Annotated in this window: 15 protein-coding genes; 8 read left to right on the top strand and 7 right to left on the bottom strand. The window is 57.0% G+C overall.

The features are described 5' to 3' along the window. Positions 1–107: 107 nt before the first annotated feature. The 7 genes from yidA to RTM06_RS03080 all read left to right on the top strand — a co-directional run bounded on the left by yidA (position 108) and on the right by RTM06_RS03080 (position 7391). Complete coding sequence (gene yidA / locus RTM06_RS03110; protein ID WP_312179882.1) at positions 108–917, top strand: sugar-phosphatase; 810 nt, start codon at positions 108–110, stop codon at positions 915–917. Positions 918–1176: 259 nt separating this feature from the next. Then, positions 1177–1875, top strand: coding sequence for a FadR/GntR family transcriptional regulator (locus RTM06_RS03105; protein WP_256697904.1), 699 nt, complete (start codon positions 1177–1179; stop codon positions 1873–1875). After that, positions 1872–2750: a 2-dehydro-3-deoxygalactonokinase gene (locus tag RTM06_RS03100; RefSeq protein WP_312179880.1), complete on the top strand. Its 879-nt coding sequence runs from the start codon at positions 1872–1874 to the stop codon at positions 2748–2750. Before RTM06_RS03105 ends, RTM06_RS03100 begins: the two co-directional genes overlap by 4 nt. Continuing rightward, positions 2734–3351 carry a 2-dehydro-3-deoxy-6-phosphogalactonate aldolase gene (locus RTM06_RS03095; RefSeq protein WP_265301416.1) on the top strand — a complete coding sequence of 206 codons (618 nt, stop codon included), beginning with the start codon at positions 2734–2736 and terminating at the stop codon, positions 3349–3351. The genes RTM06_RS03100 and RTM06_RS03095 overlap by 17 nt, the downstream gene beginning before the upstream one ends. Continuing rightward, positions 3348–4496, top strand: coding sequence for a galactonate dehydratase (gene dgoD, locus RTM06_RS03090; RefSeq protein WP_312179879.1), 1149 nt, complete (start codon positions 3348–3350; stop codon positions 4494–4496). The genes RTM06_RS03095 and dgoD overlap by 4 nt, the downstream gene beginning before the upstream one ends. A 192-nt stretch (positions 4497–4688) precedes the next feature. Next, a complete protein-coding gene (locus RTM06_RS03085; protein ID WP_312179878.1) occupies positions 4689–5981 on the top strand; it encodes an MFS transporter in 1293 nt (430 codons plus the stop codon). Between the two features lie 147 nt (positions 5982–6128). Then, positions 6129–7391, top strand: coding sequence for a DUF3748 domain-containing protein (locus RTM06_RS03080; RefSeq protein ID WP_312179876.1), 1263 nt, complete (start codon positions 6129–6131; stop codon positions 7389–7391). On the opposite strand, the gene RTM06_RS03075 is transcribed toward RTM06_RS03080, so the two are convergent. After that, positions 7369–7728 carry a YceK/YidQ family lipoprotein gene (locus RTM06_RS03075; RefSeq protein ID WP_312179895.1) on the bottom strand — a complete coding sequence of 120 codons (360 nt, stop codon included), beginning with the start codon at positions 7726–7728 and terminating at the stop codon, positions 7369–7371. The two genes, RTM06_RS03080 and RTM06_RS03075, sit on opposite strands and share 23 nt — an antisense overlap. Positions 7729–8014: 286 nt before the next feature. Here RTM06_RS03075 and ibpA point away from each other — a divergent pair, with 286 nt between their 5' ends. Continuing rightward, positions 8015–8428, top strand: coding sequence for a small heat shock chaperone IbpA (gene ibpA / locus RTM06_RS03070; RefSeq protein ID WP_008105285.1), 414 nt, complete (start codon positions 8015–8017; stop codon positions 8426–8428). A gap of 47 nt (positions 8429–8475) precedes the next feature. On the opposite strand, the gene RTM06_RS03065 is transcribed toward ibpA, so the two are convergent. From RTM06_RS03065 to RTM06_RS03040, 6 genes are read right to left on the bottom strand one after another with little or no spacing between them, the layout of a single operon-like run. After that, complete coding sequence (locus RTM06_RS03065; protein ID WP_256697912.1) at positions 8476–9381, bottom strand: EamA family transporter; 906 nt, start codon at positions 9379–9381, stop codon at positions 8476–8478. 21 nt (positions 9382–9402) lie between these two features. After that, entirely contained in the window at positions 9403–9903 is a 501-nt protein-coding gene (locus RTM06_RS03060; RefSeq protein ID WP_312179872.1) for a YbaK/EbsC family protein, read from the bottom strand. Positions 9904–9930: 27 nt separating this feature from the next. Beyond that, on the bottom strand, positions 9931–10731 hold the full coding sequence (locus RTM06_RS03055) for a hypothetical protein (RefSeq protein WP_312179868.1): 801 nt from the start codon (positions 10729–10731) through the stop codon (positions 9931–9933). A 5-nt stretch (positions 10732–10736) separates the two neighbouring features. Beyond that, positions 10737–11444 carry a class II glutamine amidotransferase gene (locus RTM06_RS03050; RefSeq protein ID WP_008105281.1) on the bottom strand — a complete coding sequence of 236 codons (708 nt, stop codon included), beginning with the start codon at positions 11442–11444 and terminating at the stop codon, positions 10737–10739. Next, positions 11432–12709 carry an ATP-grasp domain-containing protein gene (locus tag RTM06_RS03045; protein WP_312179867.1) on the bottom strand — a complete coding sequence of 426 codons (1278 nt, stop codon included), beginning with the start codon at positions 12707–12709 and terminating at the stop codon, positions 11432–11434. Before RTM06_RS03045 ends, RTM06_RS03050 begins: the two co-directional genes overlap by 13 nt. A gap of 17 nt (positions 12710–12726) precedes the next feature. Next, positions 12727–14193, bottom strand: coding sequence for a hypothetical protein (locus tag RTM06_RS03040; RefSeq protein ID WP_312179866.1), 1467 nt, complete (start codon positions 14191–14193; stop codon positions 12727–12729). Positions 14194–14321: the final 128 nt, after the last annotated feature.

Below are 14321 nucleotides of genomic sequence, written 5' to 3'. Positions count from 1 at the left end.
CTCAACAACGCTCACAATGAGAAAAAATCTTAAGTTAGGCGCAAAACTGGTCAGTGTGAGCTGAATCGCGCTAGCATTGATCAAAACCCTGACTCAACGAGGACGTTATGGCTATAAAACTGGTAGCAATCGATATGGACGGCACGCTGCTCAATCCGCAGCACGAGATCACGCCTGCAGTTAAATCGGCCATTGAGCGCGCACATAAAAAAGGTGTGATGGTGGTGCTCACTACCGGCCGTCCGTTCGTCGGTATTCAGCGCTATCTGATGGAGCTGAATCTGGTTGATGAAGGCCAATATTGCATCAGCTACAACGGTGCGCTGGTGCATCGCGCTAATGATGGCGAGTGCGTCGCGGAAATCACGCTGGGTTTTGACGACTATCTCTATATCGAACAGATGGCGCGCGACCTTGGCGTCCACTTCCAGGCCTTCGATAAATCCTTCCTCTATACGCCGAACAAAGACATCAGCGAATTCACCATCCACGAAGCGAGCCTGACCGGCATTCCGGTGCGCTATCGTTCCGTGGAAGAGATGGATCGCGCCACGCGTTTCCCTAAGCTGATGATGATTGATAAGCCCGATCTGCTGGATTCTGCCATTCAGCGCTTGCCGCAGCAGGCTCGCGACAACTACACCCTTCTCAAAAGCGCACCTTACTACCTCGAAATCCTCGATTCCCGCGTGAATAAAGGACAAGGCGTGAAAATGCTGGCGGATAAGCTCGGCCTGGCGCGTGAAGAAGTGATGGCGATTGGCGATCAGGAAAACGATCTGGCGATGATTGAGTATGCCGGAACCGGCGTAGCAATGGGCAATGCCATTGATTCCGTGAAGAAAATCGCGCAGTTCATTACCAAAACCAATATGGAAGACGGCGTAGCGCACGCCATTGAAGAGCTGGTGCTGTAAACCCTTCTTATTTCTTCTCACGCTTTTTTTGGTCGCCATAAATGGCGACCCTACAAACCTCACCAATCCATCGTAGGGTCGTCATTCATGGCGACCTTATCGCATCATCGCACATGCATTGTCTATTTTGTGATCCAGATTGTAGTACAACTTAACGTTATGGTACTACAATCGACGGCACAGGTCAGGGCGGCCGTTAGGCTTCGCTACGCGAAAGCAGTAATCTCATGCGTAACTGCCTTTCACTGAATGGAACATCATGACGCAAGAACAATTAAGCAAAACAGAGCGCATCATCCTGACGCTGGGTGAAGAGATTGTGGCCGGCAAGTTCGTGCCGGGCGCGGCGTTACCCGCCGAAGCTGAGCTGTGTGAACGTTTCGGCACCTCGCGCAATATCATCCGCGAAGTGTTTCGCTCGCTAATGGCGAAACGTTTGATGGAGATGAAGCGCTATCGCGGCGCGTTCGTCACGCCGCGCAATCACTGGAACTATCTCGATAGCGACGTATTGCAGTGGGCGCTGGCGCACGATCAGGACCCGCGTCTGATTGCCGCCATGAACGAAGTGCGCGTGCTGGTTGAGCCGCAGATTGCGCGCTGGTCTGCTGAACGCGCCACCTCAAGCGATCTGGCTGCGATTGAACAGGCGTACAACGACATGGTGGCTAACCACCTCAATCGTGATGCCTTTAATGATGCGGATATCCGCTATCACGAAGCGGTGCTGAATTCGGTACACAATCCGGTGCTGCAGCAGCTCAACGTGGCGATCAGCCAGCTGCAAAAAGCGGTGTTTGCGCAAACCTACATGGCGGACGAAGGCAACATGCCGCGCACGCTCGCCGAACATAAAGCGCTGTTCGATGCCATTCGTCATCAGGATGGCGATGCCGCCGAGTTGGCGGCGAAAGCGATGATTGCCAGCTCAACGGCGCGACTCAAGGAGATTATGTGACCAGCTATATCGCGATTGATTGGGGCTCAACCAACCTGCGCGCCTGGCATTATCAAGCCGGCGTTTGTATTGATGAGCGCCGCTCTGAAGCTGGCGTTACGCGCCTTGGCGATCGCACGCCAGCCGAAGTGTTTGCCAGCGTCACTGCGGGTTGGCCAGTCAACGACGTGCCGGTGGTGATGGCGGGCATGGTGGGCAGCAATGCCGGCTGGCTGTCGGTGCCGTATCTCTCCTGTCCGGTGGCGCTGGGCGAAATCGCTGGCCGCCTGACGCGCGTTGAGGAGAAAGCGTGGATCGTGCCGGGATTGAGTGTGGAACGTGCTGACAACTACAACGTGATGCGCGGTGAAGAGACGCAGCTGCTCGGCGCGGTGGAACTGCAACCTGCGCCGCTCTACGTGATGCCAGGCACGCACGCTAAATGGGTGCAGATGGAACAGGATCGCGTGCTGGATTTCCGCACCGTGATGACCGGTGAACTGCATCATCTGCTGCTGAAACAGTCGCTGATTGGCGCGGGTTTACCCGAGCAGCAAGCGAACGCGGCGGCTTTCCACGAAGGCGTGCAAGTCGGCAGCAACGATGCCTCGATTCTGTCGCGCCTGTTTGAAGTGCGCGCTTCACACGTGCTCGGCGCGCGCGATCGCCGCCATATCAGTGAGTTTCTTTCAGGCTTGCTGATTGGTCACGAAGTGGCGCAGATGACGCAACAGGCCGACGCCACCAGCCAACCGATCATCATTATTGCCGGGAGCGCGCTGGCGCAACGCTATCAGCAGGCGCTGCAGTTTATCGGCATGGATTCAGTCACGTTGGAAGGCGATCGTGCTTTCCAGCACGGAATAAGGAGTATTGCGAATGTCCTGGCAAACTAAAGTCCCGCTGATCGCCATTCTGCGTGGCATCACGCCGGATGAAGCGGAAGCGCACGTTGGCGCACTGATTGACGCGGGTTTCGATGCGATTGAAATCCCACTTAACTCGCCAGAGTGGGCGAAAAGCATCGGCGCGATGGTGAAAACCTTCGGCGATAAAGCGCTGATTGGCGCCGGTACGGTGCTGAATCCGGCGCAGGTTGATGAGCTGGCGACGCTGAACAGCAAATTAGTTGTCACGCCGAACACCGATGCCGCCGTGATCCGCCAGGCGGTCGCCAAAGGGATGATCGTCGCCGCCGGTTGCGCCACCGCGACCGAAGCGTTTGCCGCCTTACAGGCCGGTGCGCAGGCGTTGAAAATTTTCCCTTCGTCAGCCTTTGGGCCGGGCTACATCAAAGCGCTGAAAGCCGTGCTGCCGCCGGAAGTGCCGGTGTTTGCCGTGGGCGGCGTGACGCCGGAAAACCTGCATGAATTTATGGCCGCAGGCTGCATTGGCGCGGGTCTGGGCAGCGATCTCTATCGCGCCGGCCAACCGCTGTCGCGCACTGTGGAACAGGCTCGCGCATTTATTGCTGCATATAAGGACGCTGTACGATGAAAATTACCAAACTGACCACTTATCGCCTGCCGCCGCGCTGGATGTTCCTGAAAATCGAAACGGACGAAGGCATTGTCGGCTGGGGCGAACCGGTGATTGAAGGCCGCGCGCGTAGCGTAGAAGCGGCGGTGCATGAGCTGTCGGAATATCTGATTGGTCAGGATCCGGCGCGCATCAACGATTTATGGCAGGTGATGTATCGCGGTGGCTTCTATCGCGGCGGCCCGATTCTGATGAGCGCCATCGCCGGTATCGATCAGGCATTGTGGGATATCAAAGGCAAAGCGCTCGGCGTGCCGGTTTATCAACTGCTGGGCGGTTTGGTGCGTGACAGCATCAAAGCCTACAGCTGGGTGGGCGGCGATCGTCCGGCCGATGTGATTGATGGCATCAAGAAACTGCGCACCATCGGTTTTGATACCTTCAAACTCAACGGCTGCGAAGAGATGGGCATTATCGATAACGCGCGCAAAGTCGATGACGCGGTGAATACCGTGGCGCAGATCCGTGAAACCTTTGGCAAAGAGATTGAATTTGGCCTCGATTTCCACGGCCGCGTCAGCGCGCCAATGGCAAAAGTGCTGATCAAAGAGCTGGAGCCGTATCGCCCGCTGTTTATCGAAGAGCCGGTGCTGGCGGAGCAGGCGGAATATTATCCGCGTCTGGCGGCGCAGACTCACATTCCCATCGCTGCTGGCGAGCGCATGTTCTCGCGCTTCGAGTTCAAACGCGTGCTGGAAGCGGGTGGACTGGCGATTCTGCAACCGGATCTGTCACACGCGGGCGGCATCACCGAGTGCTACAAAATTGCTGCGATGGCCGAATCTTACGATGTGGCGCTGGCTCCACACTGTCCGCTGGGCCCGATCGCGCTGGCAGCGTGCCTGCACGTTGACTTCGTCTCACGCAATGCGGTGTTCCAGGAGCAGAGCATGGGGATTCACTATAATCAGGGCGCTGAACTGCTTGATTACGTGATCAATAAAGACGATTTTAAAATGGATGACGGTCATTTCTATCCATTAAATAAACCGGGCCTCGGCGTGGAAATTAACGAAGAGCTGGTGATCGAACGCAGTAAAAATGCACCTGACTGGCGCAATCCATTATGGAGATTCCCCGACGGCACCGTTGCTGAATGGTAATTAACACGTACTAAAAATAGTCATTTGAAAATATCTATATGCCGGTGAAATAGGGCATAGGGCTTCGCTCAGCCTGTTTCCCGGCACAGCTTATTTACCGTTGACGCGGTTTTACCTTTGATATCGCTACCCTACATCTGCCGGGGCGTGCTCTGTCGCGCCTAAACGGCAAAACGATTACGGAGAAACACCATGGATCTCTCTGCTGTTCAGGCCAAACCGACGCGCCGTCGCTATATCACGCTACTGATGATATTTATTACGGTGGTCATTTGTTATGTCGATCGCGCTAATTTAGCTGTCGCTTCCGCGCATATTCAGGAAGAGTTCGGTATTACCAAAGCGCAAATGGGTTATGTCTTCTCGGCCTTCGCCTGGTTATATACGCTGTGCCAGATTCCCGGCGGCTGGTTCCTCGATCGCGTAGGTTCACGCTTAACTTATTTTATTGCCATCTTTGGCTGGTCGGTTGCGACCTTATTACAAGGTTTCGCCACCGGCTTATTATCGTTAATTGGTCTGCGTGCGATTACCGGCATATTTGAAGCGCCTGCTTTCCCCACCAATAATCGTCTGGTAACCAGCTGGTTCCCGGAGCAGGAGCGCGCTTCCGCCGTCGGCTTCTACACGTCCGGTCAGTTTGTCGGCCTGGCTTTCCTCACGCCACTGCTGATCTGGATTCAGGAACTGCTGAGCTGGCATTGGGTGTTCATTATTACCGGCGGCATCGGCATTGTTTGGTCGTTTATCTGGATCAAGTTCTATCAGGCGCCGAGCCAGAGCAAAGGCATCAATAAAGCCGAGCTGGAATACATCCGTGAAGGCGGCGCGATGGTGGATGGCGATGCACCAATCGAAAAGAAAACCCGCACCAAACTCACCGCCGCCGACTGGAAACTGGTGTTTCACCGCAAGCTGTGCGGCGTCTATCTTGGCCAGTTCGCCGTGACATCCACGCTGTGGTTCTTCCTGACCTGGTTCCCGAACTATCTGACGCAGGAAAAACACATCGCGGCGCTCACCGCGGGCTTCATGACCACCGTGCCCTTCCTCGCGGCATTCGTTGGCGTGATTCTCTCGGGTATCGTCGCCGATCGTCTGGTGCGCAGCGGCCGTTCGCTCGGCTTTGCGCGCAAAACGCCGATCATCTGTGGTCTGCTGATCTCCACCTGCATCATGGGCGCGAACTACACCAATGACCCCATCTGGATTATGACGCTGATGGCGATCGCCTTCTTCGGCAACGGCTTCGCCTCAATTACCTGGTCGCTGGTCTCATCGCTGGCACCGGTGCGCCTGATTGGTTTGACTGGCGGCATGTTCAACTTTGTTGGCGGCCTGGGCGGCATCACCGTTCCGCTGGTGGTGGGCTATCTGGCGCAGGATTACGGCTTTGCGCCAGCGCTGGTGTATATCTCGGCGGTGGCGCTGATCGGCGCGCTGTCTTACATCCTGTTAGTCGGTGATGTAAAACGCGTAGGTTAATACACCCCGTAGGGTCGCCATTTATGGCGACCTGGCCAACAACCGCACGATAATGGCGACCTTGCTGATAACCGCAACCCGGTTTATTCGCATCGCCCCGCCAAATCACGTAATTTATCCGGCAACTGTTAGATGGAAGGTTGCCTCATGTCAGAAAAACAAATCACCTTTGCCGCGCGTCATCATCAACTCACCAACATCAACGTCTGGACCGGCGACAGCCAGTGGCTGGCATTTGATGTGCGACCTTCCGGCGCCTCTTTTACCAGCCTGACCATTGAGCGCGTCAACGTGGTGAGCGGCGCCGTTGAGGTGCTGTATCAGGCGCGCGATGGCGCGCATGTTGGCGTGGTCACCGTCAGTCCGGATTTGCCGCCGCGTTACGTCTGCATTCATGGGCCGGAACATCCGGATGCGCACTGGCACTACGATTTCCATCACCGTCGCGGCGTGATCGTGCAGCACGGCATCGCTGAGAACCTCGACGCCTGCGATATCACCGCGCCTTACACGCCCGGCGCTCTGCGCGGTGGCTCGCATGTTCACGTCTTCAGTCCGGACGGTTCGCGCCTGAGTTTTACCTACAACGATCATGTGATGCATGAAAAAGAGGCCGGCGACGATCTGCGTAACGTCGGCGTGGCCGTGCCGCTGCATCCGGTGTGTCCGCCCAAACAGCATCCGCGTGAATATGAGGGCAGCCATTATTGTGTGCTGGTCAGCCAGACGCAGCGCGATCCACAGCCAGGCAGCGACCAGATTGACCGCGCCTATGAAGAGTGCTGGATCGGGAATCAAGGCTATCAGAAAGCAGATGGCAGCTGGCAGCGCTGGGCCATCGCCTTTATCGGCGATACGCGCGCCGCGAACGGCGACAAAGTGCCGGAGGTGTTCGTGGTGGATCTGCCCGCCGCGTTAGCCGATTACGCCAAAGCTGGCGCATCGCCCTTGCAGGGCACGGCGGATAAATTGCCTGCGCCGCCAGCTGGCGTGCAGCAGCGCCGCATCACGCACACCAACGGTCTGGCGTTGCAACCGCGTCACTGGCTGCGCGCCTCAGCGGATGGCAGCGCCATCGCCTTTTTGCTGGCGGACGATCAGGGCGTGATTCAGCTGTGGACGGTTTCACCTAATGGCGGTCAGCCGCGTCAGGTGACGCAGCTAGCAAGCAGCATTCAGTCGGCGTTTAGCTGGCATCCACAAGGCAGCGCGATAAGCTTTATCTGCGATAACAGTGTGATGCGCTGTGAGGTGGCAACGGGGAAATGTACGCGCTTAACGCCACGTAGCGATCAAGCGCCATCCGGTGATGCGGTGGTTTGGTCACCGGATGGAGAAAATATCGCTTATATGCGGGAAGTGGACGGCTGGCGGCAGCTGTTTTACGTCAGTGCGGCTGCGCGGGCATAGCCGCCGCGGTCGCCAGGCTGGCTTGCGTGCCGGCCATTTTCTCGCTCTGCATCACGCGCTCGTGGATGGAATCCTTACTTTTATCGTCGTCAGAACGGAAGTAATCCCACGGCAGCAGCACGGTGTCCATCACCGCTGAGAACGGGAGATCGATCAGCGCCAGCGGCTTGATCGCCCAGCTGGTGTTGTCGTCAGTGATCATCTCTGCGCTGGCGCGCGTGCCGGGATAGTAGCCCTGACTGGCGCCAGTGTGAGACATAACGCTGGAGCAGCCCGAAGTAACGAAGGTACTGCAAACCAGCACAGCTGTGAGCGGAAAGCGTTTCATCATATTCATCATCATCATCCCTTCAGTCATGGCATGGCCCTGGCTGGAGTGTTTCACCTGACGTTAAGCAAAGCTCTATGGCTAGGTCTTGGATCTCAGGCGATTGGTCCCCTGAGTGTATGTCATATCGTCAAATTTGCTGTAAAAAAATACGCATCAGCCCTTGAAAGCGACCAGGCTGCACCCACTTTTAAGGAACGGTCTTGTTGTTGTTGCCGGAAGGGACAACGACGGACTGCACAACCTGTCCATGGTGGAAGGTTGCCTAAACTTGCTGAATATCAGGAGTCTTATTATGCGTAATTTTGATCTCTCTCCACTTTATCGTTCTGCCATTGGTTTCGATCGCCTGTTTAACCTGCTTGAGTCCAATCAAAACCAGGCCAATGGTGGCTATCCTCCGTATAACGTTGAGCTGGTGGATGAGAATTTCTACCGTATCACCATTGCCGTGGCGGGCTTTGCCCAGAGCGAGTTAGATATCACCTCGCATGACAACGTGCTGGTGGTGCGCGGTGCGCATCCTGAAGAGCAGCCGGAGCGTAAGTACCTGTATCAGGGCATCGCCGAGCGCAACTTCGAGCGCAAATTTCAGCTGGCCGATCACATCACGGTGCGCGATGCGCGTCTGGAGAATGGTCTGCTGAGCATCGATCTGGTTCGCATCGTCCCGGAAGAGGCGAAACCGCGTCGTATCGAAATCCTGTAATCAGGATGTGAGTTGAAAAAAACGCCGCTGAAAAGCGGCGTTTTTGTTTAGGTGCGCACCAATAATCGCTGACTGACCATGCCGCCAAACACGTTCACCAGCAGGCCGAGGATGATCACTGAAACCCCAATCATCTGCTGAATTGACAAGGTTTCACCGAGAATCAGCGCCGCGCTGAGAATGCCCACCACCGGCACCAGCAGCGACAGCGGAGCTACGCGCCAGGTTTCATAGCGACTCAGCAGGTTGCCCCAAATCGCGTAGCCGACAATGGTGGCGATAAAGGCGAGATAGATCAGCGCCAACACCGTTTGCAGCGAGATGTGCAGCAGGCTGGTGACAATCGCCGCCTTACCATCGAACAGCCACGAGCAGGCAAAAAACGGCACTATCGGCACCAGCGCACTCCACACCACCAGCGACATCACCGGCACTTTGCGGTTACGCAAAATGATTTTGTTGGTGATATTGCCGAGCCCCCACGACAGCGCCGCAGCCAGCGTCAGCATCATGGTGGTGAGCGTAATGCCCGCCGTGGTTTGGCCTGCCATGCCTGCCGTCGCCAGCATAAACATGCCGAGCGTCGCCACTAAAATGCCGGCGATGTGATTCCAGCGCAGCTTCTCCGCCAGGAACAGCGCGCCTAACAGCAAGGTGAAAAAGGCCTGCGCCTGCAGCACCAGCGACGCCAATCCTGCCGGCATGCCCAGCTTGATGGCGAGGAACAGAAAGGCGAACTGGCCAAAGCTGATGGTCATGCCATAGACGATCAGCCAGCGCAGCGGAATCGCCGGACGTTTCACAAACAAGATCGCCGGAAATGCCACCAGGCTAAAGCGCAATCCCGCCAGCAAGAAGGGCGGCATGTCCTGCAGGCCCAGCTTAATCACCACAAAATTCACGCCCCACGCCACCACAACCAGCAGGGCTAACAACATATCTTTAACTGACATACTCATTCCTTCCTGCCGTAATCAGGCAGTTACCGTTACCGGTGTCGCGATCTCGGCACAACATTCTTCACCGACAATCTGAAAGAAATCATCCACCTGTAAAGCAATGGAGCGATCCAGTGCGCCCGCGTTGAACCACAGCGTGCCGACGTCGCGCAGGCGCGCATCGACGCGCAGCACCAGCCGGTCATCAAAACTAAACGGCGGCACCGCGCCCATCACGCACTGGGTTAACTCCTGCGCTTTCTCTGGCGGCGCAAAGCTCGACTTCTTGCCGCCAATTGCGCGTGCGGCGCTTTTGAAGTTGATCTTGCAGTCGCCCGGCACAATCGCCAGCAGATAGCGCGCATCCGCGCCATCCGGCATCGTCACTTCCAGCACCATCGCTTTGGCCGCCTGATTGAGATCGTTACCGCGAATCTCGCTAATCAGGTCGGTCTGGCCGATGGCTTCATGCTCCACCACGCGATAACGCGCCTGATGCTGATCCAGCAGGGCCGCTACTTTTTCATAGGTATTCATGCTCGTCTCCTCGTCGAAAACCTGGCGTTAACTCCAGGCGATGGCGTGTTTCATTTTTTTGTCGGTCAGGCCAAAGAAGAAGCCCATGGTGATGCGCGTGTCGCCTTCCACGCGATCAATTTCGTGATAAAACGCTGGGTTAAACAGATAGATATCTCCACTGCGCGGTGAGAACTCGCACACCTCGCTGTGCTCGATGACGCCGGTTTGATAACCCAGTTCGCCCGGCGTTTTGTAGTACTCATCCACCGGCTGCCACTTCTTATTGAAGATGCGCAGCGCGCCGCCGGCGTTGCACTCCTGCAAACAGACCACGCAACTCAGCTGATGCAGGATGTGGGTCACCGCCAATCCGCTGCCAGCGGCATCGCGCACGATGTTGTCGTTATGCAGGGGATTGGCGACGCCGTTAGCATGGAAGCGCACAATCGAACCGGCGTAATCGCCCAATTCAGGTTCGTTGGCGGTTTGCAGGCTTTCCAGGCGCAGCGCGTGCTTCACCCAGTTGTAGATCTGATCGCGCAGGCAGTGCAGCGACGGCGGCAGCGCGGGCTGGATATCGCGCAGCTCGGTGAAGTAGTTTTCCGGTGCTGCGGTGTGCTTCGCCAGATAAGGGCCAAGCGTGGTCAGCGCGCCGTTCGGATAGTGCGACACCCGCACCTGTTCGCGGCACTGCTGCAAATCATCGACCACCGCTGCGCGCACGTCCGGTGTGAGGAAATTACGTAATACCAGCAACGGCACGCGCGCGGTGACGATGTCATCCAGCCAGGTGCTTTCCACAAACATGTTCGGATGAATAACGCGGATCTGATTGAAAATCGCCATGTTGATCACTCCCCAATAGGAAACTCATGAAGTTCATGGTTACTCATACGACGCCATTCAGACGCCGTGCCCAGTGCTGAAATAGGTTCAGAAGAGATAAATGTGGTGTTGTTGTTCTGTAAGCGGTGCAGCGTGAAATAGTTGGGATAGGGCGTATCGTCGGGATGCCATTGCCACGCCCAGGCTTTATCGCGGGTGACAAAAATGGCGTTGGCCGAACTGCCGCCCGGCGCGACCTGCGCCATCTTGTCGCGCAGATAATCGCGGGTGAAATCCGCGGGCGTGGCGCGATCCACTACATATTCCAGATACTCAGCGGAATCAAAACGCGACTCCGCCATGCCCAATTGCTGATAGACGGTGGGCAAAAAACCGTTATGCATCATGTACCACTGCGTTGCACCGCTGGTGCGCCACAGCGGATGGGAAAATTCGATACCGTGATTTTTGCTCAGCGTGGCGTGGCGGACATGCACCGCCAGAAAGCGGCCGCGCAGGCGATCAACATCAATGGTCGGCAGCGCATCGGCGAAAGTGCCGGTGCCGTGCAGCGTGCGAATGTGCCCTTGTTCCAGCCATAAACAGCCCCAACCGTTGGGATGCTGTTTAATCGGACCTTCGTGCGTGGCAGTTTCGCCGCAGCTCATGGCACGCGCGGCGTCCAGCACCGCAGCGGCATCAAATTGGCCGTGCGCCACAATCATTCTGCACATAGTAAATCTCTCCGAGTGGTGAGCGATGAGACCTCAAGGATCTGATGGAACACCGCCAGAATCTCGTCGCGGCTGGTGGCGGCGAGGCGGAAGGTGGCGAGAATGCCGGCGTGGCGGGTTAAATCGGCATACAGCGAAGAGCGCGGCGAAACCGCCAGCGCGGGCAGATTGAGCGGCGGCAACAGCTGACCGCGTTGATGCTGTTCGATCCAGCGTTCAGCCGCGTCATATTGCAAGCGCTGACGCAAACGCACGCGGCCCACCGCCTGCGGCTGCGGCGGAAAATGCAGCGGCGGCATGCCGTGACCGGCTTCGATGTGAAACGCCACTTCTGCCCAGTTGATGCCGGTAACTTCCTGCACCAGATTCACCACGCCCATGCCGGAAAGGCGGAAGCCCATTTCGAGGAAGTGCGGTTCGCCGTTGACCAAAATAAAGTCGATATGAAACGCGCCCTGACGATAGCCAAAGGTTTCGCAGCAGAAGCTCATCAGGCTGCTAAAGCTGGCGGGCAGCTGTTGCGCGGCGACTGCCACATGGCCGGATTCGTAAAAACTGACGCAGCCGTCGGCATCGCTATGGTGTTCGATCACCTTTTGGCAGCAGGTCAGCGCCACCGCATGGCCGTCCGCCACCACGCCTTGCAGCGAATACTCATCGCCCGCCAGCCAGCTCTCCACGATAAAACCGCTGAAGCCGCGCCCGCCGTAATTCATGGTGTCGACCAGCTTGCCGATCACCGCATCAAGCTGGCTGGCCTGTTTCACCAGCCAGATGCCAAGCCCGCCGCCGCCGTCAACCGGCTTGATCACGCAGGGATAGAGCAACGCGTCTCGCGCATCGCGAATACTGAGCGGCGAGGCAAAAAAGCGAAACTCCGGCTGCGGAAAGCGCTGCCAGGCTTTGCGCAACGCCATACGCTGCGCGTACTTATCCGGCGGAATAAAGCTGGCACCGGCGTCGGGTCCCGCCAGCAGTTCGCGTACGCGACCGGCGCTGGCGTTGTAAGCTTCAAAGCCCGCCAGCACCACGTGAGGATGCTCCATCAACCCGGCATGCAAACAGGCTTGCAGTACATCCCACGGATTTTCCGGGCGATCGAGCCGCACAATCAGATCGAACGGCAACGGGATGCTCAGCGATTGGTAATCGACGAAGTCGCCCATCTCCGCCAGCACGGTAAAGTAGCCGTCGCGTTTGGCCACCGCGCAGTAAGGATTTTGTCCGTCGCGGGTGGCGCCAATCTGCAGGAAAATCTTTCTCATCGCGTTGCCTTACCGGGTTAACGCCCGGAGATCACTTCAGTGACGACGTCTTGCATGACACCGTTATTCACCTGAATCACTGCTTTGTGTGGGTCGAAACGCAGCACGCGCGAAAGCGCATCGCCGCGCTGATCGTCCAGCAGTGAACTCACCTGTGCGCTGCGCCAGCAGTGACGCATCTGCGCCACGGTTAAACCAGAAAGTTGCTCCAGCTGCTGCGCCAGCAACAGATCGTCGCTTTCTCCGCGCAGCAGGGCGCGCACCGCTGCTTCGTCCGGCGCATCGACCAACTGCTGCAGCCAGCTTTTTAGCTGATGGCCTTCGGCGATAAACGGCGAATAGATCATGCAAACCAGTTGGGTTTCATTGAGGCTGAATGCTTGTTTGGCGAACTGCGCAGCGCGCTGGCGGGCGCGCTTAATCGCCTCATCGTCCTGATAGCGTGCCGCCATCTCATCGATCAGCTGCGGCGGGAAATCCTTTTTCACCATCAGCCCGAGCGCAAAGCGCACATATTCGCGAATGCCTTCGGCGTAGCTGCGCTGCAACAGCGTCTCCGCTCGCAGACCGCGAATATGTGCCATTAACGTCGGATTACCGCAGTCCGATTCGGAGAAGCTGAACATCAGTTCATCAAAGCGGAAATGCATAAATTCGGTCAGCAGCGCCCAGTGCGCGCTAGCTTCATACGCGGTGTCCTGATAGATGTTGAAGAACAGCGGATCGCGTTCCAGCTGCCAGGTGATACGGTGCGCGGGCGTCACCTGATCGGCACCGTAAATATCGGCGAAATAGCGCTCGGCCACGCCATCCAGCGTCTGCAGGAAGCCGCTAAAGCCGCGCGATTTATCCGCCACCGGCGCATCAAACAGCCGCGAAAGATGGCGCGCCCATGCCAGATAAGCGGTTTGTTCCTGCGGCGAATCGCCGGTGATGATCACATCAACGCCGCCGTCGTAATGTGCCGCCAGGCCAAACGAGTTCACCATGCTGAGATTGCAGGCGTTACAAAAGGTAGAGCGCGCATCGGCGCGGAAGCGATGGCCATTCATCAGCACATCGTTGCGATTCTGCTGGCGCACGCTGTCGGGCATCGGTAAATGACGATCAAAGTGGCGGATTTGCAGGCCGTCGGTCACCAGACATTCGGTAAAGTCATCATCGGGGATGTGCAGCGCGCGATACACGCGATCGATATTCTCCATCACGCTGTCGTTCATCGCCGCATGACGGTTGGTGCTAATGCGCAGCTGGAAGGTGCTGCCGTGCTGCTGCCAGATCAGCCCCTGAATGTAGCGTACGTACGCCACCATATAGCTGCTGTCTTTGCCGCCGCCGTAGGCCAGCAGCACGCGGTTATTTTCCGGGTGCGCGGCGTCGGGAAGTGCGGCCAATAAACGACGTGAACAGTGTTGCGCAGAATCGATAATCGTCGGGGTGAGATATCCACTCATCTCTCGCATCACGGTGGACAGATTATTCATTTTCACTTCATCCTTTGGCTAATAAAGTCGCTGTTGCCGTGCTGGCGGCAACAGACGGGAAATGGGCCACGAAGGTGCTACGGAATGAATTTTTTAGTCGGAAGCGGCACTGCAACTAATGCGTATGG

It is taken from the genome of Pantoea sp. CTOTU46764, assembly GCF_031974595.1.
Classification (GTDB): domain Bacteria; phylum Pseudomonadota; class Gammaproteobacteria; order Enterobacterales; family Enterobacteriaceae; genus Pantoea; species Pantoea trifolii.
Note: the sequence above shows the minus strand (reverse complement) of the source record. Positions and strands in the feature narration are given on the sequence as shown.